The organism is Pseudomonas sp. LBUM1643 (assembly GCF_059716215.1).
This window is the reverse complement of record NZ_CP166813.1, coordinates 1,270,396-1,291,466: the sequence shown is the minus strand read 5'-3', so window position 1 is coordinate 1,291,466 and position 21,071 is coordinate 1,270,396. Positions and strand designations below refer to the sequence as shown.

At 58.2% G+C, this 21,071-nt stretch carries 18 protein-coding genes; 9 read left to right on the top strand and 9 right to left on the bottom strand.

Annotation, left to right across the window (positions count from 1 at the left end; translation table 11 throughout):
• Positions 1–10: 10 nt before the first annotated feature.
• The 7 genes from ispC to rpsB all read right to left on the bottom strand — a co-directional run bounded on the left by ispC (position 11) and on the right by rpsB (position 6,073).
• The gene (gene ispC, locus ACA063_RS05710; protein WP_497665101.1) at positions 11–1,201 is read right to left on the bottom strand and encodes a 1-deoxy-D-xylulose-5-phosphate reductoisomerase; all 1,191 of its coding nucleotides are present in this window, start codon (positions 1,199–1,201) and stop codon (positions 11–13) included.
• A complete protein-coding gene (locus ACA063_RS05705; RefSeq protein WP_497665100.1) occupies positions 1,198–2,004 on the bottom strand; it encodes a phosphatidate cytidylyltransferase in 807 nt (268 codons plus the stop codon). Before ACA063_RS05705 ends, ispC begins: the two co-directional genes overlap by 4 nt.
• The gene (gene uppS, locus ACA063_RS05700) at positions 2,004–2,759 is read right to left on the bottom strand and encodes a polyprenyl diphosphate synthase (protein WP_497665099.1); all 756 of its coding nucleotides are present in this window, start codon (positions 2,757–2,759) and stop codon (positions 2,004–2,006) included. Before uppS ends, ACA063_RS05705 begins: the two co-directional genes overlap by 1 nt.
• A gap of 13 nt (positions 2,760–2,772) precedes the next feature.
• A complete protein-coding gene (gene frr, locus ACA063_RS05695; protein ID WP_131059158.1) occupies positions 2,773–3,330 on the bottom strand; it encodes a ribosome recycling factor in 558 nt (185 codons plus the stop codon).
• The gene (gene pyrH, locus ACA063_RS05690) at positions 3,327–4,070 is read right to left on the bottom strand and encodes a UMP kinase (protein WP_003172271.1); all 744 of its coding nucleotides are present in this window, start codon (positions 4,068–4,070) and stop codon (positions 3,327–3,329) included. Before pyrH ends, frr begins: the two co-directional genes overlap by 4 nt.
• A 210-nt stretch (positions 4,071–4,280) precedes the next feature.
• The gene (gene tsf, locus ACA063_RS05685; protein WP_497665098.1) at positions 4,281–5,144 is read right to left on the bottom strand and encodes a translation elongation factor Ts; all 864 of its coding nucleotides are present in this window, start codon (positions 5,142–5,144) and stop codon (positions 4,281–4,283) included.
• A 191-nt stretch (positions 5,145–5,335) separates the two neighbouring features.
• Complete coding sequence (rpsB, locus tag ACA063_RS05680; RefSeq protein WP_003219330.1) at positions 5,336–6,073, bottom strand: 30S ribosomal protein S2; 738 nt, start codon at positions 6,071–6,073, stop codon at positions 5,336–5,338.
• A 372-nt stretch (positions 6,074–6,445) separates the two neighbouring features.
• On the opposite strand from rpsB, the gene map reads away from it, so the two are divergent.
• The 4 genes from map (at position 6,446) to ACA063_RS05660 (ending at position 12,176) form a co-directional block, all read left to right on the top strand.
• Entirely contained in the window at positions 6,446–7,228 is a 783-nt protein-coding gene (map, locus tag ACA063_RS05675; RefSeq protein ID WP_162440139.1) for a type I methionyl aminopeptidase, read from the top strand.
• 58 nt (positions 7,229–7,286) lie between these two features.
• Positions 7,287–9,989, top strand: a complete 2,703-nt coding sequence (locus tag ACA063_RS05670) for a [protein-PII] uridylyltransferase (protein WP_497665097.1) — start codon at positions 7,287–7,289, stop codon at positions 9,987–9,989.
• A gap of 92 nt (positions 9,990–10,081) precedes the next feature.
• A complete protein-coding gene (gene dapC, locus ACA063_RS05665; protein WP_497665096.1) occupies positions 10,082–11,281 on the top strand; it encodes a succinyldiaminopimelate transaminase in 1,200 nt (399 codons plus the stop codon).
• 166 nt (positions 11,282–11,447) lie between these two features.
• A complete protein-coding gene (locus ACA063_RS05660) occupies positions 11,448–12,176 on the top strand; it encodes a zinc metalloprotease (protein ID WP_497665095.1) in 729 nt (242 codons plus the stop codon).
• 8 nt (positions 12,177–12,184) lie between these two features.
• Here ACA063_RS05660 and ACA063_RS05655 read toward each other — a convergent pair whose 3' ends face one another.
• Positions 12,185–13,816 (bottom strand): Na+/H+ antiporter, encoded by a 1,632-nt coding sequence (locus ACA063_RS05655; protein WP_497665094.1) that lies wholly within the window; start codon positions 13,814–13,816, stop codon positions 12,185–12,187.
• A 282-nt stretch (positions 13,817–14,098) separates the two neighbouring features.
• Here ACA063_RS05655 and ACA063_RS05650 point away from each other — a divergent pair, with 282 nt between their 5' ends.
• From ACA063_RS05650 to ACA063_RS05635, 4 genes are all read left to right on the top strand, one after another.
• The gene (locus ACA063_RS05650; protein WP_010462846.1) at positions 14,099–14,461 is read left to right on the top strand and encodes an ArsC family reductase; all 363 of its coding nucleotides are present in this window, start codon (positions 14,099–14,101) and stop codon (positions 14,459–14,461) included.
• Between the two features lie 33 nt (positions 14,462–14,494).
• Positions 14,495–15,529: a 2,3,4,5-tetrahydropyridine-2,6-dicarboxylate N-succinyltransferase gene (dapD, locus tag ACA063_RS05645; protein WP_497665093.1), complete on the top strand. Its 1,035-nt coding sequence runs from the start codon at positions 14,495–14,497 to the stop codon at positions 15,527–15,529.
• Between the two features lie 121 nt (positions 15,530–15,650).
• Positions 15,651–16,856, top strand: a complete 1,206-nt coding sequence (locus ACA063_RS05640; protein WP_497665092.1) for an aminotransferase class V-fold PLP-dependent enzyme — start codon at positions 15,651–15,653, stop codon at positions 16,854–16,856.
• Positions 16,853–17,263 (top strand): SufE family protein, encoded by a 411-nt coding sequence (locus ACA063_RS05635; protein ID WP_497665091.1) that lies wholly within the window; start codon positions 16,853–16,855, stop codon positions 17,261–17,263. The genes ACA063_RS05640 and ACA063_RS05635 overlap by 4 nt, the downstream gene beginning before the upstream one ends.
• Before the next feature lie 145 nt (positions 17,264–17,408).
• On the opposite strand, the gene tcdA is transcribed toward ACA063_RS05635, so the two are convergent.
• On the bottom strand, positions 17,409–18,227 hold the full coding sequence (tcdA, locus tag ACA063_RS05630; protein WP_497665090.1) for a tRNA cyclic N6-threonylcarbamoyladenosine(37) synthase TcdA: 819 nt from the start codon (positions 18,225–18,227) through the stop codon (positions 17,409–17,411).
• A gap of 225 nt (positions 18,228–18,452) precedes the next feature.
• Here tcdA and ACA063_RS05625 point away from each other — a divergent pair, with 225 nt between their 5' ends.
• Positions 18,453–21,041, top strand: a complete 2,589-nt coding sequence (locus ACA063_RS05625) for a glycosyltransferase (RefSeq protein WP_497665089.1) — start codon at positions 18,453–18,455, stop codon at positions 21,039–21,041.
• The last annotated feature ends 30 nt before the right edge of the window (positions 21,042–21,071 follow it).

The following is a 21,071-nucleotide window of genomic DNA, read 5'->3' as shown; positions in this document are numbered from 1 at the left end:
GCAACACTGGCTACCGCCCGTGACGACTCAACCATTGCTCTGACAGCACACGCGCCTTGGCGTCTGCCGTGAACACTGCCTCGAGATCATTCACCGCAACGACAGGCTCCAGATTCAAGACTTCTTCGATGATACTCGCGATTTCCAGGTAACGAACCCGCCCATCGAGAAACGCCGCGACAGCCACTTCATTCGCCGCGTTCAGCATGGCTGGCGCACTATCGCCCGCCTCTGCCGCCTGACGCGCAAGGCGCAGGCACGGGAAACGCTCTTCATCGGGCGCCTGAAAATCCAGACGGCCAATGGCAAACAGATCCAGCGGCGCCACGCCCGAGTCGATTCGTTCCGGCCAGGCCAGCGCGTTGGCGATCGGCGTGCGCATATCAGGATTGCCCAACTGCGCCAGTACCGAACCATCGATGTAATCGACCAACGAATGAATCACGCTTTGCGAGTGAATTACTACTTCCACCTGGGACGGCTTGGCATCGAACAACCAGCAAGCTTCGATCAGCTCGAGCCCCTTGTTCATCATGCTGGCCGAATCCACGGAAATCTTGCGCCCCATGGACCAGTTAGGATGGGCACAGGCTTGTTCCGGCGTCACATGGACCAATTCAGCGAGCGGCGTCTGACGGAACGGTCCGCCCGACGCTGTCAGCAAGATCCGACGAACACCGACCTGCCCCAGGCCACGAGCGAAATCCCGCGGCATGCACTGGAAGATTGCATTGTGCTCGCTGTCGATCGGCAACAGCACCGACCCGCTTTTGCGCACAGCCTGCATGAACAGAGCACCGGACATCACCAGTGCTTCTTTATTGGCCAGCAGGATTTTCTTGCCAGCCTCGACCGCCGCCAGGGTCGGACGCAAACCCGCCGCACCGACGATCGCAGCCATGACCGCGTCCACTTCTGGATCGGCGGCCACCTGACACAAGCCTCTCTCGCCAACCAACACGCGTGTCGACAGGCCAGCGGCACGAAGATCATCCTGCAGGGTGCGAGCAGCAGCGACCTCAGGCACCACGGCAAACCGAGGTAAATGCTTGATACACAGCGCCAGCAGCTCACTCAAACGGGTGAACCCGCTCAAGGCAAACACCTGGAATCGATCGGGATGACGGGCGATGACGTCGAGCGTGCTCAGACCAATCGAACCTGTCGCACCCAGGACAGTAATCAGTTGCGGGCGGCTCACGGTGCCGCCATCCACAACAACACCGCAAACACTGGAATAGCCGCGGTCAGACTGTCGATGCGATCCAGCACACCCCCGTGACCGGGCAGCAGATTACTGCTGTCCTTGATCCCGGACTGGCGCTTGAACATGCTCTCGGTCAGGTCGCCCACGACAGAGATAAACACGATCACAGCGGCACCCATCAAGCCTTTGAACAGCTCCGCCACCGTCCAGTCGCGAACAAGACCGACGATTGCGGTAATCACCAGGCTTAGCGCCAGGCCGCCGTAGACACCCTCCCAACTCTTGCCAGGGCTGACCTGTGGCGCCAGCTTGCGCTTACCAAAGGCACGCCCGGAGAAGTAGGCACCGATATCAGCACCCCAGACCAACACCATGACCGCCATGATCAGCCAGTTCCCCAAAGGCTCCTGTTTGATCAGGATCAAGCCTTGCCAAGCCGGCAGCAGCACCAGCAAGCCGATCACCAGCTTGCTGACCGCACTGGCCCAATGGCCGCTGGAACGTGGATACGTCAGCACCAGGTAGGTCGCAACGCCCCACCACAGCACCGAAGCGCCCAACACCCATGGCGCCAGCCCGGGCAGTATGTGCATAAAGAACAGCATCACCGCGACGACCGCCGCATAGGCAACGCGAATCGGCTGCTCCTCGAAGCCCGCCAGGCGAGCCCACTCCCATGCACCCAAGGTCACGACCAGGCCGATGAATAGCGCGAAACCGGAACCTTCAAGGAGGAAGAAGCCGCATAGGGCAATTGGAAGCAGGATCAGTGCTGTGATGATTCGTTGTTTAAGCATTAAGCCCGGGCTCCAGCTTCAACCTGCTCGCTCGTTTTACCGAAGCGGCGCTGGCGCGAAGCGAAATCGGCCAGCGCTTTGCGCATGGCGTCGTGTTTGAAGTCCGGCCAGAACAGGTCGGAGAAGTACAGCTCGGCGTAAGCCAGCTGCCACAGCAGGAAGTTACTGATGCGGTGTTCGCCACCCGTACGGATGCACAAGTCAGGCATGGGCTGATCGCCCGTGGCCAGACAGGTCTGCAGCAGATCCGGCGTAATGTCTTCCGGACGCAGATGACCTGCCTGAACTTCACGCGCCAGACGCTGCGCCGCTTGAGCAATATCCCACTGGCCACCGTAGTTGGCAGCGATCTGCAGAACGAGCCGGTTGCCGCCCACCGTCATCGCTTCAGCCTCGCGCATAGCGGCCTGAAGCTCTGGGTGGAAGCGCGAACGGTCACCGATGATGCGCAAACTGATGCTGTTGTCGTTGAGGCGCTTGGCCTCACGACGCAGCGCCTTGAAGAATAACTCCATCAAGGCGGTGACCTCATCTGCCGGACGCTGCCAGTTCTCGCTGGAGAAGGCGAACAGGGTCAGAACCTCGACCTTCGCCTCGGCACACACTTCAATCACCGCCCGAACCGCGTCAACACCCGCTTTATGCCCGGCGACACCGGGCAAAAAGCGTTTTTTCGCCCAGCGGTTATTACCATCCATGATAATCGCGACATGGCGCGGCACCGCGAAGGGTGCAGTCTGCTTAGTCTTTTCCATGAAAACGTGACCCTTATACGGCCATCAGGTCCGCTTCTTTCTGCTTGGTCGCCGCGTCGATATCGGCCTCAGCCTTATCGGTGAGCTTCTGGATATCGGCAGCAGCACGACGTTCTTCGTCTTCGCTGATTTCCTTGTCCTTGACCAGTTTCTTGAGATCGCCAAGCGCATCGCGACGAATGTTGCGCACAGCAACACGGGCGTCTTCTGCGGCGCTGCGCGCCTGCTTGGTGAAGCCCTTACGGGTTTCTTCAGTCAGGGCAGGCATGGAGATCAACAGCAACTCGCCCAGGTTGGTCGGGTTGAGGTTCAAACCGGCGCTCTGGATTGCCTTGTCGACCGCCGCGAGCATGTTGCGCTCAAACGCTACGACCTGAAGGGTCCGGGAGTCTTTGACCGTTATGTTGGCCACCTGGGTGATGGAAGTGTCTGCGCCGTAGTACGGCACCATCACGCTGCCCAGAATGCTTGGGTGAGCCTTGCCGGTACGAATCTGACCAAATGCATGGTTCAGAGAGTCCAGGGATTTCTGCATGCGCTCTTGAGCGTCTTTCTTGATTTCGTTGATCATTGTTGGCCTTCCTCGATCAGGGTCCCTTCAGCGCCGCCATGCACGATATTCAGCAGGGCGCCGGGCTTGTTCATATTAAATACGCGCAGCGGCATCTTGTGGTCGCGGCACAGACAAATCGCCGTCAAATCCATCACGCCCAGCTTGCGATCCAGCACTTCATCGTAGGTCAGATGATCGAACTTCTCGGCATGCGGATCTTTGAATGGGTCAGCGGTGTAGACGCCATCGACCTTGGTCGCCTTGAGCACGACATCGGCATCGATTTCGATAGCACGCAAGCAAGCTGCCGAATCCGTGGTGAAGAACGGATTACCGGTACCCGCAGCAAAAATGACCACTTCTTTGGCGTTGAGGTGGCGCATGGCTTTGCGACGATCGTAGTGATCGGTCACGCCCACCATGGAGATGGCCGACATTACGATGGCCGAGATATTGGCACGTTCCAGCGCGTCGCGCATGGCCAAGGCGTTCATCACAGTGGCCAGCATGCCCATGTGGTCACCGGTGACCCGATCCATGCCGGCCGCGCTCAGCGCTGCACCGCGGAACAGGTTGCCACCGCCAATTACCAGACCGACCTGGACGCCGATGCCGACCAGTTGGCCAACTTCCAGCGCCATGCGGTCCAGCACCTTGGGATCGATCCCGAACTCTTCCGAGCCCATCAAGGCCTCGCCGCTAAGCTTGAGTAGAATGCGTTTATAGCGAGCCTGATAACCACTGCCCTGCTGAGCCATTGCGAATCTCTCCTGCGGCGTATTTTAAAAAATTCTTTGCGAGCTGTTTTCAGCTGGCGTTCACTCTAGCGTGGCGCTGCTTCAGCGCCATCGGAACATGGCTTTGTAAGCCAGTTCCAAGGGGAAACCAATTAAAAATTGGTGCCCCATCTGAAAAGAGGCTGCGCGCGTGAGCGGGCAGCCTCTTCAGGGCGACAGTTGAAAACTGTCTTATTGCTTGGCGGCAGCCAGCTGGGCAGCAACTTCTTCAGCGAAGTTGTCGACCGGCTTCTCGATGCCATCGCCTACTTTGAAGTAGGTGAAGGAAACGATTTCAGCACCGGCTTTCTTGGCCAGTTCGCCAACCTTGATTTCAGGGTTCTTGACGAACGCCTGCTCTACCAGGCTCGCTTCAGCCAGGAACTTGCTGATACGACCTTTAACCATGTTTTCAACGATGTTTTCCGGCTTGCCGGCGATCTTGTCAGCGTTGAGGGTCAGGAACACGCCCTTCTCACGCTCGACCGCTTCAGCGGAAACTTCCGATGGCAGCAGGAATTCAGGGTTGGTCGCCGCTACGTGCATGGCGATGTCTTTGGCCAGCTCGATGCTGCCGCCTTTAAGGGCAACCACAACACCGATCTTGTTGCCGTGCAGGTAACCACCTACAACGTCACCTTCGACGCGTGCCAGACGACGGATGTTGACGTTTTCGCCAACCTTGCCGACCAGAACCAGACGATCGGCTTCTTGAGCGGCGATCAGTGGAGCGACGTCAGTCAGCTTGTCAGCGAACGCTTTTTCAACGCTGGAAGCAACAAATGCCTTGAAGTCGTCCTGCAAAGCCAGGAAGTCGGTCTGCGAGTTCACTTCCAGCAGAACGGCCGATTTACCGTCTTCTTTCAGCGCGATAGCGCCTTCAGCGGCAACGTTGCCAGCTTTCTTGGCAGCTTTGATGGCGCCCGAAGCACGCATGTCATCAATGGCTTTTTCGATGTCGCCGCCAGCCTTGGTCAAGGCCTTTTTGCAATCCATCATGCCTTCGCCGGTACGCTCGCGCAGTTCTTTGACCAACGCTGCAGTAATCTCTGCCATTTCAAAATTCCTCTTGGATAGGTTTTCAACCATTCCACCCGATCGAACGGGCGTTCAATTCTTCCCGAACCACCTTGTTAGCTGCTGCACGTTACAAATGCTGTAGCTGCGCCGCTGACAGATGGTTTTCGAGGTGGCAAAAAGGGGGCCAAGCCCCCTTTTTGCTTACTGAGTCAACGCCAAGGCGTCAATTACTCAGCTGCTGCTACCGGAGCTTCTTCAACGAACTGCTCGGTGCCGCCAGCAACGTGGTTGCGACCACGGATTACAGCATCAGCCATCGAACCCATGTACAGCTGGATAGCGCGGATTGCGTCATCGTTGCCTGGGATGATGTAGTCAACGCCTTCCGGGCTGCTGTTGGTATCGACTACGCCGATAACCGGAATGCCCAGCTTGTTGGCTTCGGTGATCGCGATGCGCTCGTGATCAACGTCGATAACGAACAGTGCGTCTGGCAGACCGCCCATGTCCTTGATACCACCCAGGGAACGATCGAGCTTCTCAAGATCGCGAGTGCGCATCAGCGCTTCTTTCTTGGTCAGCTTGGCGAAAGTACCGTCTTCGGCTTGAACTTCAAGGTCACGCAGACGCTTGATGGAAGCACGGATGGTTTTGAAGTTGGTCAGCATGCCGCCCAACCAGCGGTGATCGACGTACGGCGAACCGCAACGTGCTGCTTCTTCAGCAACGATCTTGCCAGCGGAACGCTTGGTGCCGACGAACAGAATCTTGTTTTTGCCCTGGGCCAGACGCTCTACGAAAGTCAGAGCTTCGTTGAACATTGGCAGGGTTTTTTCAAGGTTGATGATGTGGATCTTGTTACGCGCGCCGAAAATGTATTTACCCATTTTCGGGTTCCAGTAACGGGTTTGGTGACCGAAGTGCACACCGGCCTTCAGCATATCGCGCATGTTGACTTGGGACATGATAGTTCCTTAATAAGTCGGGTTTGGCCTCCACGTATCCCAATGACCAACCAGCAGCATCAGCTGAAGGCACCCAGGTCATCGTGTCGACACGTGTGTGGATTTAAGCTCTTCGGGGTATCCCCGGAAAGCGGCGCATTTTATATCATAAGGTTGCAAAAAACGGAACCCGGATTCTCAAATCCTGACGCACGCCTTTATTCGCCCTTGGAATCGCTCAAGAATGCGCCCATCTATAGACAGATGCGATGCACAGAGGCTCAGATTTGCGCTGATCGTCTGTTAGAATCGCGTTTTTAAGGGCTGCGAAGATCGATCGCGCACTGCCCATTCCGAATTAGTTAAGCGCCGTCGAGCGCAGAGAGAGCCTGTATGACCGTCACCCTCAAGACTCCAGAGGACATCGCAAAGATGCGTGTCGCCGGCAAACTGGCCGCCGACGTGCTCGAAATGATTGCCGAACATGTCAAGCCAGGCGTCACCACCGAAGAGCTGGACCGCATCTGCCACGACTACATCGTCAATGTGCAGCAAGCCATCCCTGCCCCGCTTAACTACAAAGGCTATCCGAAGTCTATCTGCACCTCGATCAATCACGTGGTCTGCCACGGGATCCCGAACGAGAAGCCGCTCAAGGATGGCGACACGCTGAACATCGACGTCACCGTGATCAAGGACGGCTACCACGGCGACACCAGCCGCATGTTCCACGTCGGCACGGTGCCCCTCTGGGCCGAGCGCCTGTCGCAGATCACCCAGGAATGCATGTACAAGGCCATTGAAATCGTCAAGCCCGGCTGCCGTCTCGGCGATATCGGCGAAGTGATACAGAAGCATGCCGAGAAGAATGGTTTTTCGGTAGTCCGCGAATTCTGCGGCCACGGCATCGGCAAGGTGTTCCACGAAGAACCGCAGATTCTGCACTACGGCCGCGCGGGCACCGGTATGGAGCTGAAAGCCGGCATGACCTTCACCATCGAGCCGATGATCAACCAGGGCAAGGCCGACACCAAAGTGCTGGGCGACGGCTGGACTGCGATCACCAAGGACCGCAAGCTTTCGGCACAGTGGGAACACACCCTGGCAGTGACAGAAACCGGTTACGAGATTTTCACCCTTCGCGCCGATGACACCATCCCGCGCGTTTCGGCTTAACAAGGGCCGCATCGCTCTCAGCCTTAGCGCTTAGCCTTACAGAAAGGAAAGCTGATCAATGCCGCAGGTGGATCCAGAACTCTTCGACCGCGGCCAGTTCCAGGCTGAACTGGCCCTGAAGGCAAGCCCTATCGCCGCCTTCAAGAAGGCGATCCGCCAAGCCCGCGAGGTGCTCGACGGGCGCTTTCGCAGCGGCCGGGACATTCGCCGGCTGATCGAGGATCGCGCCTGGTTCGTCGATAACATCCTGCAAAAGGCCTGGGAACAATTCAGCTGGAGCGAAGACGCCGACATCGCGCTGGTTGCGGTCGGCGGCTACGGCCGGGGTGAGCTTCATCCTTATTCCGACATCGACCTGCTGATCCTGCTCGACAGCGCCGACCACGAAGTTTTCCGTGACTCCATCGAGCGATTCCTGACACTGCTGTGGGACATCGGTCTGGAAGTCGGCCAGAGCGTTCGATCCGTGGACGAGTGTGCCGTCGAGGCCCGCGCCGACCTGACGGTGGTCACCAACCTCATGGAAAGCCGCACCATCTGCGGTCCCGAGCGTTTGCGCCAGCGCATGCTTGACGTCACCAGCACCGCGCACATGTGGCCAAGCAAGGACTTTTTCCTGGCCAAACGCGCCGAGCAAAAGGCTCGTCACCACAAGTACAACGATACCGAATACAACCTGGAACCCAACGTCAAAGGCTCCCCCGGCGGCCTGCGCGATATTCAGACGATTCTCTGGGTCGCCCGCCGCGAATACGGCACCCTGAACCTGCGCGCACTGGCAGGCGAAGGTTTTCTGGTTGAAAGCGAAAACGCCTTGCTGGCTTCGTCCCAGGAATTCTTGTGGAAAGTCCGTTACGCCCTGCACATGCTCGCGGGTCGCTCCGAGGACCGCCTGCTGTTCGATCACCAGCGTTCCATTGCCGGGTTGCTGGGCTTCGAGGGCGATGACGCCAAGCAAGCCATTGAAAACTTCATGCAGCAGTATTATCGGGTGGTGATGAGCATTGCCCAGCTCAGCGACCTGATCATCCAGCACTTCGAGGAAGTCATCCTCGCACCGGAAGACGAAGCGCCTCCGCAGCCGATCAACTCACGATTCCAGCTGCACGACGGCTACATCGAGGCCCGCAACGACAACGTTTTCCGCCGAACCCCCTTCGCGATGCTGGAAATCTTCGTGCTGATGGCCCAGCAGCCGGAAATCAAAGGCGTGCGTGCAGACACCATTCGTCTGCTGCGTGAACACCGCCACCTGATCGATGACGATTTCCGTAACGACATCCGTAATACCAGCCTGTTTATCGAGCTGTTCAAGTGCAAGATCGGCATTCATCGCAACCTGCGCCGGATGAACCGTTACGGCATCCTCGGGCGTTATCTACCAGAGTTCGGCTTCATTGTCGGACAGATGCAGCACGACCTGTTTCACATTTATACGGTCGACGCCCACACCCTGAATCTCATCAAACACCTGCGCAAATTGCAGTACACGCAGGTGTCGGAAAAATTCCCGCTGGCCAGCAAGCTCATGGGCAAGCTACCCAAACCGGAGCTAATCTACCTGGCCGGCCTGTATCACGATATTGGCAAAGGCCGGCATGGCGACCACTCGGAAATCGGCGCGGTGGATGCCGAGGCCTTCTGCCAGCGCCACCAGTTACCGTTGTGGGACAGCCGGCTGATCGTCTGGCTGGTGCAGAACCACCTGGTGATGTCGACAACCGCCCAGCGCAAGGACTTGTCCGATCCACAAGTGATCCACGATTTCGCACAGATCATCGGTGATGAAACCCACCTGGATTACCTGTACGTCTTGACTGTTGCGGACATCAACGCCACTAACCCGACGCTGTGGAACTCCTGGCGCGCGAGCCTGTTGCGCCAGCTCTATACCGAAACCAAACGCGCCTTGCGCCGTGGCCTGGAAAACCCTGTGGATCGCGAAGAGCAGATCCGCCAGACCCAAAGTGCCGCCCTGGATATTCTGGTCCGCGGCGGCACCGATCCGGACGACGTCGAACAGCTGTGGGCACAATTGGGTGACGACTATTTTCTGCGCCACACTGCCGGCGATGTTGCCTGGCACAGTGACGCGATCCTCCAGCAGCCGGCTGATGGCGGGCCATTGGTGCTGATCAAGGAAACCACCCAGCGCGAATTCGAGGGTGGCACGCAGATCTTCATTTATGCACCTGACCAGCACGACTTCTTCGCTGTGACCGTGGCAGCGATGGACCAGCTCAACCTGAACATTCATGACGCCCGGGTTATCACCTCCAGCAGCCAGTTCACCCTCGACACCTACATCGTGCTCGACACCGATGGTGACTCGATTGGCGATAATCCTGCACGGGTCAAACAGATTCGCGATGGCTTGACCGAAGCCCTGCGCAACCCGGATGACTACCCGACCATCATCCAGCGACGGGTGCCGCGACAACTGAAGCACTTTGCATTTGCGCCTCAAGTGACGATTCATAACGATGCCCAGCGGCCGGTGACGGTGCTGGAACTCAGCGCGCCGGACCGTCCTGGCCTGTTGGCACGGATCGGTACGATCTTCCTGGAATTCGACCTGTCCCTGCAGAACGCCAAGATCGCCACCCTGGGGGAACGCGTGGAAGACGTGTTCTTTATTACGGACGCGAACAACCAGCCGTTGTCCGATCCGTTGCTGTGCAGTCGCTTGCAGGATGCAATCGTCGAACAACTGACCGTCAATCAGGAATCCGATATCAAACTGTCCCGCATCAGCATCTGACAATACCTATTCCCCCTGTGGGAGTGCCCCCCTGTGGCGAGTGGATTTATCTCCTCGCCACAGGGGTCACTTCCGGATTGAACGAGACCGGCATGAACAACGCACTGAACCAGCTCCAGCCTTACCCTTTCGAAAAGCTCCGCGCCCTGCTCGGCAGCGTTACGCCAAACCCGGACAAGCGCGCCATCGCCCTGTCCATTGGCGAGCCCAAGCACCGTTCTCCGAGCTTTGTGGCCGAGGCTTTGGCAAGCAATCTGGATCAGATGGCCGTATACCCGACGACCCTCGGCATACCGGCTTTGCGTGAAGCCATCACGGCTTGGTGCGAGCGTCGCTTCAGTGTGCCGACCGCCTGGCTCGACCCGGCGCGCAACGTGTTGCCGGTCAACGGTACCCGGGAGGCGTTGTTCGCCTTCACGCAAACCGTCGTCAACCGTGGCGAAGACGCCCTGGTCGTCAGTCCGAACCCGTTCTATCAGATCTACGAAGGCGCGGCGTTTCTCGCCGGAGCCAAGCCGCACTACCTGCCTTGTCTTGACGAAAACGGTTTCAACCCGGATTTCGAGGCCGTATCCCCGGACATCTGGAAACGCTGCCAGATCCTGTTCCTGTGCTCCCCAGGCAACCCGACCGGTGCGTTGATTCCGGTCGACACCCTGAAAAAACTCATCGCTCTGGCTGACGAATACGATTTCGTGATCGCCGCGGACGAGTGCTACAGCGAACTGTACTTCGACGAACAAACCCCGCCGGCCGGCCTGCTCAGTGCGTGTGTGGAGCTGGGTCGCCAGGACTTCAAACGCTGCGTGGTGTTCCACAGCCTGTCCAAGCGCTCCAACCTGCCGGGCCTGCGTTCTGGCTTCGTGGCCGGTGATGCAGACATTCTCAAAGGCTTCCTGCTGTATCGCACCTACCACGGCTGCGCGATGCCGGTGCAAACCCAGCTTGCCAGTATTGCCGCGTGGAATGACGAAGCACATGTACGCGCCAACCGTGACCTCTATCGCGAGAAATACGACGCGGTGCTGCAGATTCTCAGCCCGGTCATGGACGTGCAGCGCCCCGACGGTGGTTTTTACCTGTGGCAAAATGTTGAAGGTGATGACGAAGCGTTTTGCCGCGACCTGTTCCGCGAAGAACACGTGACCGTGGTGCCAGGGTCTTATCTGTCCCGCGAAGTAGACGGTTTCAATCCAGGTGCAGGCCGAGTACGCCTGGCATTGGTTGCGCCATTGGCGGAATGTGTAGAAGCAGCAACACGCATCCGGGCATTCGTGACTGGCAAGCAATAAATAACACGTCCCGTGCTGTGCAATGCAGACACGGGACTTTCTTCAATATCAGCTTACAACACCACCCACCCCTTATACCCACAACAGCACTATCCTGAACTTTAACTTAATAAAATCACACCTCCTGGAAAGAGACTGATTGTTGTAATCGACAAGGACGCGACTTATGCACAACGAACAATTCGTTAAATTAATACAACCGCTTAGCACACTAGCGTCATATGACGTGGCGATAAAAGAAACACCCAAAAATGCCGAACCCACGTCACCCGGCAAGCGAAGCAAACGTGCTGTCGGCACCTACAGCAAGTTTTGGAACAATGGCCGAACCCTTACCGTTTCCTTCATGGAAACGCTACCTGACGAACTGGAGTATCGAGTTGAAAGAATCATCAGACAGTGGGACCCACACCACAGCCTGGCGCTCGATTTTGTAAAGAATCGCTCAGCCGACATCCGGCTTTACCTGGGTGGAAAGCACAATGAATCCTACCTGGGTACCGATGCCTTGATAGCACCTCCCGATCAACCCACTCTGCTCGTCGCATCGAAACCGGACCATTGGTCTTTTGAGCACACATTACTGCATGAGTTTGGTCACGCACTGGGTTTGGAGCACGAACATCTGCACCCCCATGCCAGAATTCCCTGGAACAAGGAAAAGGTCTATGACTTCTACCGCGACACTCAGGGTTGGAGCAAAACAGACGTTGATATCAATTTATTCAACGTCAGCAAAGACCCGCGCACTTACACAGGCACCTACGATAAAAAATCCATCATGCACTATAGAGTTCCGAACGAGCTCACTTATGGAGACTGGCAAGTAGGCGACAACCTGTCGATCAGCGACCAAGACAAGATCAATATAAGAAAAATATATCCCCACCTCTAAATAGAGGATTATTTAATCTGGCCCAAATTTGCCTCGCTCATATCAAGTTCCCCGAGCACTTCGCGCAATACATCGTCGCCGATCTGATGATGACGACTGAGCTTATATAACTCGAGGCGCTGCGCTCGCAGCGCCTTCAATCTCATGCGCCGCTCCAGCAAATCCATCTGAAATGCCAGTGCCTGAGCTTCCGCCGAATCGTTGAACACGTCCAATTGATGCCGGTACTCGGACATGATCCGCGCCCTCAATTCAGCTGCCAACGCTGTTTCGGCAGCATCCTGGGGATTGACCTCCTCTGACTCGAGCGCCTGAATCGCGGCTTCAGCCGTTTTGCGCCACGCGTCACGCACTTCACTGCGCCGCTTGTCGTCAGGGCTGACTTCAATGCCACGCAGCAAAAGCGGCAACGCGATGCAGGCGGCAATCAACGACAGCAAAATCACCCCGGCGGCGATAAAAATCAGCAAATCACGCTCAGGAAAAGCCTCTCCCCCCATCAACATTGGCACCGACAGCACACCCGCCAATGTCACCGCCCCTCGTACTCCGCCCACTGTCAGCAACCAGCAGGATCGGGCGGTAGGCACTTGGGTCATTTCATCCTTACCGCGCCAGCGACGCAGCAGTCCGGAAAAGCGCCACGTGCTCTGCACCCAGACAAACCGCAACACCAGCAGCACCAGAAATATCGCCAGGACGTCCAGGCAGCGATAGAGCAGCGTTGGCCACAACGATGTCTCATGGCTGGCCACCGCCTTGATGATGTCGGGCAACTGAAGGCCCAAGAGCAAAAAGATCAAGCCGTTGAACGCGAACTCCAGCAATGACCAGACGCTACGATTGAGCAGCCGAGTACTGGTCTGCCGAGGCAACAGGTCGAGCCAGCTCTGCATCATCCCTGCCGCGACGGCCGACAGAATGCCCGACGCACCCAGGCGCTCAGCCAGGACATAAGCCGCAAACGGCAGCAACAGCATGAACACCACATGCGTTGCCGGATCGTCCCAGCCGCGAGCGATCATCCAGGAGCGCAAGCGCCCCACCAGCCAACTTAGCGCCACGCCGACGGCCAGCCCACCGACCGCCACCAGCACAAACGTCAGGCTTGCATTGGCCAGCGAGAAAACGCCGGTCACTGCTGCGACCAAGGCAAATTTGAACGTCACCAGACCCGAGGCGTCGTTCATTAACGCTTCACCCTGCAGCATGTGCATCAACGGTGTTGGCAGGCGATTACGGGAAATCGCCGACACCGCCACGGCATCTGTCGGTGACAGCACCGCAGCCAATGCAAATGCCACCGGCAGCGGAATGCTCGGCAACAGCCAATGAATGAAATATCCGGCGCCCACAACGGTAAATAGCACCAGTCCTACGGCCAGCATCAGAATCGGCCCGCGCAGCCGCCACAGTTCACGCTTGGGCATGCGCCAGCCGTCCGAGAACAGCAGCGGCGGCAAAAACAAAAATAGAAACAATTCAGGATCCAGCGCCACATGCAAACCCAGTGTCGGCCAGGCCAGCAGGGCTCCGGCGCCGATTTGCACCAGCGGTAACGGCAGCGGGATGACTCGCCCCACCAGGCGTGAAACGCTCACCAGCATCAGCAGAATCAGGACGGTATAGGCGGTTTGCATAAAGCAGGGTTCCCGGACATTCGACAGCATTGAAGTGCCATATTAGCCGTTTAGACTGGCGGCTGGCCGTTGTACCAATGTCGCATCGCGAGTATCAGCCCGTCTGATATCCCTGTAAGAGCGAGCCTGCTCGCGATCGCGGTGGGTCAGTCAATATCGATGTTGGACGGTTACATCGCCATCGCGAGCAGGCTCACTCCCACAGGGTTTTGGGTTTTAACTGAAGGGTCATGGCATAATCCTTCACCTTTTTTTTCCAGCACCTGTAAAGGGGGCAATTCCTTGACCGTTTCAAGTAAAACGTTGCACCTTTTCGGCATCAAAGCCTGCGACACCATGAAAAAGGCGCGCACCTGGCTCGATGAACACGCTGTCAGCTATGACTTCCATGATTACAAAACGGCCGGTATCGACCGTGAACACCTGACCCAGTGGTGCGATGAGCACGGCTGGCAAGTGGTGTTGAACCGTGCAGGCACGACCTTTCGCAAACTCGACGACGAACGCAAAGCCGATCTCGACCAGGCGAAAGCCATCGAACTGATGCTCGCACAACCTTCGATGATCAAGCGCCCGGTGCTCGATCTCGGTGACCGTACCCTGATTGGCTTCAAGCCAGATATCTACGCGGCAGCGCTCAAGTAAGCCAGCCCGTTCAATTTTGTTAGAGGTATTCACATGTCCACTACCCTGTTCAGCCTGGCCTTTGGTGTCGGCACTCAAAACCGTCAAGGCGCATGGCTGGAAGTGTTTTACGCGCAGCCACTGCTCAATCCGTCCGCCGAACTGGTTGCCGCCATTGCGCCAATTCTGGGCTACACCGCAGGCAACCAGGCCATCACGTTCACCACCGCCCAGGCCTCGCAACTGGCTGAAGCCGTCAAAGGCGTCGACGCGACCCAGGCCGCGCTGCTGACCCGCCTGGCCGAAAGCCACAAACCGCTGGTTGCCACCCTGCTGGCCGACGATGCGCAACTGACCTCGACGCCTGAGGCTTACCTCAAACTCCACCTGCTGTCCCATCGCCTGGTCAAGCCACACGGCCTGAACCTGGCCGGTGTGTTCCCGTTGCTGCCGAACGTGGCCTGGACCAGCCAGGGCGCGATCGACCTGAGCGAACTGGCCGAGCATCAACTTGAAGCGCGTCTGCGCGGCGAACTGCTCGAAGTGTTCTCGGTGGATAAATTCCCGAAAATGACTGATTACGTGGTTCCGGCTGGCGTGCGTATCGCTGACGCCGCCCGTATTCGCCTGGGCGCTTATGTCGGTGAAGGCACGACCGTGATGCACGAAGGTTTCGTCAACTTCAACGCAGGCACCGAAGGCCCGGGCATGATCGAAGGCCGCGTGTCGGCTGGCGTTTTCGTCGGCAAGGGTTCGGACCTGGGCGGCGGTTGCTCGACCATGGGCACCTTGTCGGGCGGCGGCAACATTGTGATCAAGGTGGGCGAAGGCTGCCTGATCGGCGCCAACGCCGGTATCGGTATCCCGTTGGGCGACCGCAACACCGTTGAATCGGGTCTGTACGTCACCGCTGGCACCAAAGTCGCGCTGCTGGACGAAAACAACCAACTGGTCAAAGTCGTCAAGGCCCGCGAACTGGCTGGCCAGCCTGACCTGCTGTTCCGCCGCAATTCGGAAACCGGTGCCGTGGAGTGCAAAACCCACAAATCGGCAATCGAACTGAACGAAGCGCTGCACGCTCACAACTAAGTGCCTTCCGCACCTGTGGGAGCGAGTTTGTGTGGCGAGGGAGCTTGCTCCCTCACCACATAAACTCGCTTCCACAAGGTCCGGTGTACACCCCGCCCATGTTTAGCAGGGCCCGAACAACATGATGATTCCCTCTCCCTGGCGCGCCGACTTTCCGGCCATCGCCGCGCTGCAACGGCAAGACCAGACCTATCTGGACAACGCCGCCACCACACAAAAACCTCAAGCCCTGCTGGATGCTCTGGCGCACTACTACGCCAATGGCGCGGCCAACGTGCATCGGGCGCAACACTTGCCCGGCGCCCACGCCACCCAGGCGTTCGAGGACAGCCGTAGCAAAGTCGCCCAATGGCTGAATGTCGGCGAATGCGGGCAGATCATCTTCACCCACGGCGCAACGTCTGCACTGAACCTCCTGGCGTATGGCCTGGAGCACGTGCTCAACCCCGGCGATGAGATTGTCATCAGCGCCCTGGAGCATCACGCCAACCTGCTGCCGTGGCAGCAACTGGCCCTGCGCCGGGACCTGAAACTGGTGATCTTGCCGCTGGATGCCCACGGTTTGATTGACCTTGCAGCCGCCGCGCAGTTGATCAACCCACGCACCCGCTTGCTGGCGGTCAGTCAGTTGTCCAATGTGCTCGGCGCCTGGCAACCGTTGACCTCGTTGCTTGCCATGGCCAAGGCGCACAACGCGCTGACCGTGGTCGACGGTGCTCAAGGCGTGGTGCATGGTCGCCATGATGTGCAGGCGCTGGGATGCGATTTCTATGTGTTTTCCAGCCACAAGCTCTACGGACCCGATGGCCTGGGTGTGCTGTTCGGGCGCACTGAAGCCCTTGAACAGCTGCGGCCCTGGCAGTTCGGCGGTGAAATGGTGCTGGACGCCAATTACCACGACGCCCGCTTCCGCCCGGCGCCGCTGGGTTTTGAAGCGGGCACACCGCCGATTGCCAGTGTGATTGGCCTGGGCGCGACACTGGATTATCTTGCCGGGCTCGATCAAGACGCGGTGTCCGCCCACGAAGCGGCGCTGCATGAGTATCTGCTCAAGGGCCTTGAGGCACGCAACGGCATTCGCCTGTTGGGAAAACCGCAACTGGCATTGGTCAGTTTTGTCGCCGAAGGCGTGCATAACTCGGATGTGGCCCATCTGCTGACAGAGCAGGGCATCGCCGTACGCGCAGGCCATCACTGCGCCATGCCTTTGCTGAAAAGCTTTGAACTGGCCGGAGCGATCAGGGTGTCGTTGGCGCTGTACAACGATTCCGAAGACCTGGAACGCTTCTTTGAGGCGCTGGATCAGGCGCTGGAGATGCTGCGATGAGTTTGCCTGCTGATGCGGTTATTGCGCTGGACACTTTTCAGAATGCGGCTGGCTGGGAACAACGCGCGCGACTGCTGATGCAATGGGGCGACCGCCTGCCCGCACTGAGCGATGCAGACAAGGTTGACGCTAATCGGGTGCATGGCTGTGAGAGCCAGGTGTGGCTGGTAGGTACGTTAATCGACGGGCACTGGCAGTTTGCGGCGAGCAGCGATGCGCGATTGATTCGCGGGTTGGTGGCGTTACTGCTGGCGCGGGTTAACGGGTTGTCGGCGTCAGAGCTGCAGCAGGTGGATTTACCAGAGTGGTTCAGTCAGCTGGGGTTGAGCCGGCAACTCTCCCCTTCTCGAAGCAATGGCCTCAATGCCGTACTTGAGCGAATGAATGAACTTGCCACAACCCTGTAGGCCCGATCGCTGCCAGGTATGTAGCAGCTGCCGAGGTACGAGGCTGCGTTGGGCTGCGCAGCGGCCCCGAGGGCGGTCCTGCGGACACGCAACGCAGCCTCGTGCCTCGACAGCTGCTACACGGCTGAGCGTATAGAACTCGATGTCAGGCTTGAGGCTTAACCCGATCCGCCGGCCGCCGCACCCCTGCCACGATCTTGTCCACAGCCTTGGTCGCCGCGACCATCCCGAACGTCGCCGTCACCATCATCACCGCACCAAACCCGCCCGCGCAGTCCAGCTTCACGCCATCCCCGACGAAACTCTTCTGCAGGCAAATGCTGCCATCCGGTTTCGGGTAGCGCAGTTGCTCGGTCGAGAACACGCACGGCACGCTGTAGTGGCGGGTCACGGTGCGGGAGAAGTTGTAATCGCGACGTAGCGTTGAACGCACTTTCGAAGCCAGCGGGTCATTGAACGTGCGGTTCAGGTCGCAGACTTGAATCAGCGTCGGATCAATCTGCCCACCCGCCCCACCGGTCGTGATGATCTGGATCTTGCGACGTTTGCACCAGGCGATCAACGCAGCCTTGGCATTCACGCTGTCAATGCAGTCGATCACGCAATCGATGTTCGGCGTGATGTATTCGGCCATGGTTTCGCGGGTCACGAAGTCCGCCACCGCATGCACGGTGCACCCGGGATTGATCCCGCGCAGACGCTCAGCCATTACCTCGACCTTGGGTTTGCCCACGGTGCTGTCCAGCGCATGCAGCTGCCGGTTGGCGTTGCTGACACAGACGTCATCCAGGTCAAAAAGGGAAATCTCGCCCACACCACACCGCGCGATGGCTTCCGCCGCCCAAGAACCGACGCCGCCGACGCCGACGATCGCCACATGCGCCGCGCGCAGGCGTGCGAGACCTTCGATGCCATACAAACGGGCGATGCCTGCAAAACGCGGATCTTCTGTACTCATGACCATTACCCCAAAAACCGGCGCGCATTATAGGGCTTCGCAGCGACAAGTTTTAAACTTAAGGCTACAAGTGTAAGAACTTATGTGAAAGTGCAGTGCCAAAAGTCAGGCATTTCCCTGTTCGCTGTACGGTCAGTGAACACCCGGTGTAGGATGCGCGCCCCTGCTCCTAGGCAGCCCCGTCACCGTCAAAACCTTCGTTCCACAGCCTTTTTGGAACCTGAAATAGCCATGTCATCGCGTAAATTTGGACTCAACCTGGTCGTGGTGCTCGCCATCGCAGCCTTGTTTACCGGCTTCTGGGCACTTATCAATCGCCCGGTCACTGCCCCTAACTGGCCTGAACAGATCTCCGGCTTTTCCTACTCGCCGTTTCAGCAAGGCCAGTACCCACAAAAAGACCAGTACCCGACCGACGAGGAAATGCGTCGCGATCTGGAGATCATGAGCAAGTTGACGGACAACATCCGGACTTACTCGGTAGACGGCACATTGGGTGATATCCCCAAACTGGCGGAAGAGTTCGGCCTGCGCGTGACCTTGGGGATCTGGATCAGCCCGGACCAGGAACGCAATGAACGAGAAATCCTGCGTGCCATCGAAATTGCCAACACTTCCCGCAGTGTGGTTCGCGTGGTTGTAGGCAACGAGGCTATCTTCCGTAAGGAAATTACTGCCGCGGAACTGAGCGTGATTCTGGACCGCGTCCGCGCGGCCGTAAAAGTTCCGGTGACCACCTCCGAACAATGGCACGTCTGGGAAGAGCACCCGGAACTGGCCAAGCACGTTGACCTGATTGCTGCCCACGTCCTGCCGTACTGGGAGTTTATCCCGGTGGACAAGGCCGGCCAGTTCGTCCTCGATCGCGCTCGCGATCTGAAGAAGATGTTCCCGAAAAAACCGCTCCTGCTTTCGGAGGTTGGCTGGCCGAGCAACGGCCGTATGCGCGGCGGCACCGACGCCAGCCCGGCGGATCAGGCGATTTACCTGCGCACCCTGGTTAACAAACTCAATCGCCAAGGCTTCAACTACTTCGTGATCGAAGCGTTCGACCAGCCGTGGAAAGCCAGTGACGAAGGTTCAGTAGGCGCGTATTGGGGCGTGTTCAACGCCGCACGCCAACAGAAATTCAACTTCGAAGGCCCGGTGGTAGCGATCCCGCAATGGCGTGTGCTGGCGATCGGTTCTGCAGTCCTGGCCTTGCTCTCGCTGACCTTGTTGATGATCGACGGTTCGGCCCTGCGTCAACGTGGCCGCACCTTCCTGACCTTCATTGCCTTCCTGTGCGGTTCGGTGCTGGTATGGATCGGTTACGACTACAGCCAGCAATACAGCACCTGGTTCAGCCTGACGGTGGGGTTCCTGCTCGCCCTCGGGGCGCTCGGTGTGTTTATCGTATTGCTGACCGAGGCCCACGAACTGGCCGAAGCGGTCTGGACTCACAAGCGTCGAAGAGAATTCCTACCCGTAGTGGGCGATTCGGATTACAGACCCAAAGTCTCGATTCACGTGCCTTGCTACAACGAGCCGCCGGAGATGGTCAAACAGACCCTCAACGCCCTGGCCAACCTCGACTATCCGGATTTCGAAGTCCTGATCATCGACAACAACACAAAGGATCCGGCGGTCTGGGAACCGGTGCAGGCCTACTGTGAAACCCTCGGCCCGCGCTTTAAGTTCTTCCACGTCGCCCCGCTGGCCGGTTTCAAGGGTGGCGCGCTGAATTACTTGATCCCGCATACCGCCAAAGATGCTGAAGTGATCGCGGTGATCGACTCGGACTACTGCGTCGACCCGAACTGGCTCAAGCACATGGTGCCGCACTTCGCCGACCCGAAAATCGCCGTGGTGCAATCGCCACAGGATTATCGCGATCAGAACGAAAGCACCTTCAAAAAGCTCTGCTACGCGGAATATAAAGGCTTCTTCCATATCGGCATGGTCACCCGTAACGACCGTGACGCGATCATCCAGCACGGGACCATGACCATGACCCGGCGCTCGGTGCTGGAGGAGTTGGGCTGGGCCGATTGGTGCATCTGTGAAGACGCCGAGCTCGGTCTGCGGGTGTTCGAGAAAGGCCTGTCAGCGGCGTATTACCACACCAGCTACGGCAAAGGGCTGATGCCCGATACCTTTATCGACTTCAAGAAACAGCGTTTCCGCTGGGCCTATGGCGCGATTCAGATCATCAAGCGTCACACCGCCAGTTTATTGCGCGGCAAGGGCAGCGAACTGACGCGCGGCCAGCGTTATCACTTCCTCGCGGGCTGGTTGCCGTGGGTCGCCGACGGCATGAACATCTTCTTCACCGTGGGTGCCCTTTTGTGGTCCGCCGCGATGATCATTGTGCCGCAGCGTGTCGATCCACCGTTGCTGATTTTCGCGATCCCGCCCTTGGCGCTGTTCGTGTTCAAGGTTGGCAAGATCATCTTCCTGTACCGTCGTGCAGTCGGGGTCAACCTCAAGGATGCGTTCTGTGCAGCCCTGGCTGGGCTGGCGTTGTCGCACACCATCGCCAAAGCGGTGCTGTACGGGTTCTTCACCAGCAGCATTCCGTTCTTCCGCACACCGAAAAACGCCGACAATCATGGCTTCTGGGTCGCGATTTCCGAGGCGCGTGAAGAAGTGTTCATCATGTTGCTGCTGTGGGGCGCTGCGCTGGGAATCTTCCTGGTGAACGGCTTGCCGAGCAACGACATGCGCTTCTGGGTGACCATGCTGCTGGTGCAGTCGCTGCCGTACCTGGCGGCGCTGATCATGGCGTTCCTGTCTTCGCTGCCAAAACCGGCGGCGGAGCCTGAGCCGGCAACGGCGTAATCCTTTATTGGATAACGTCAAACGGCGGCC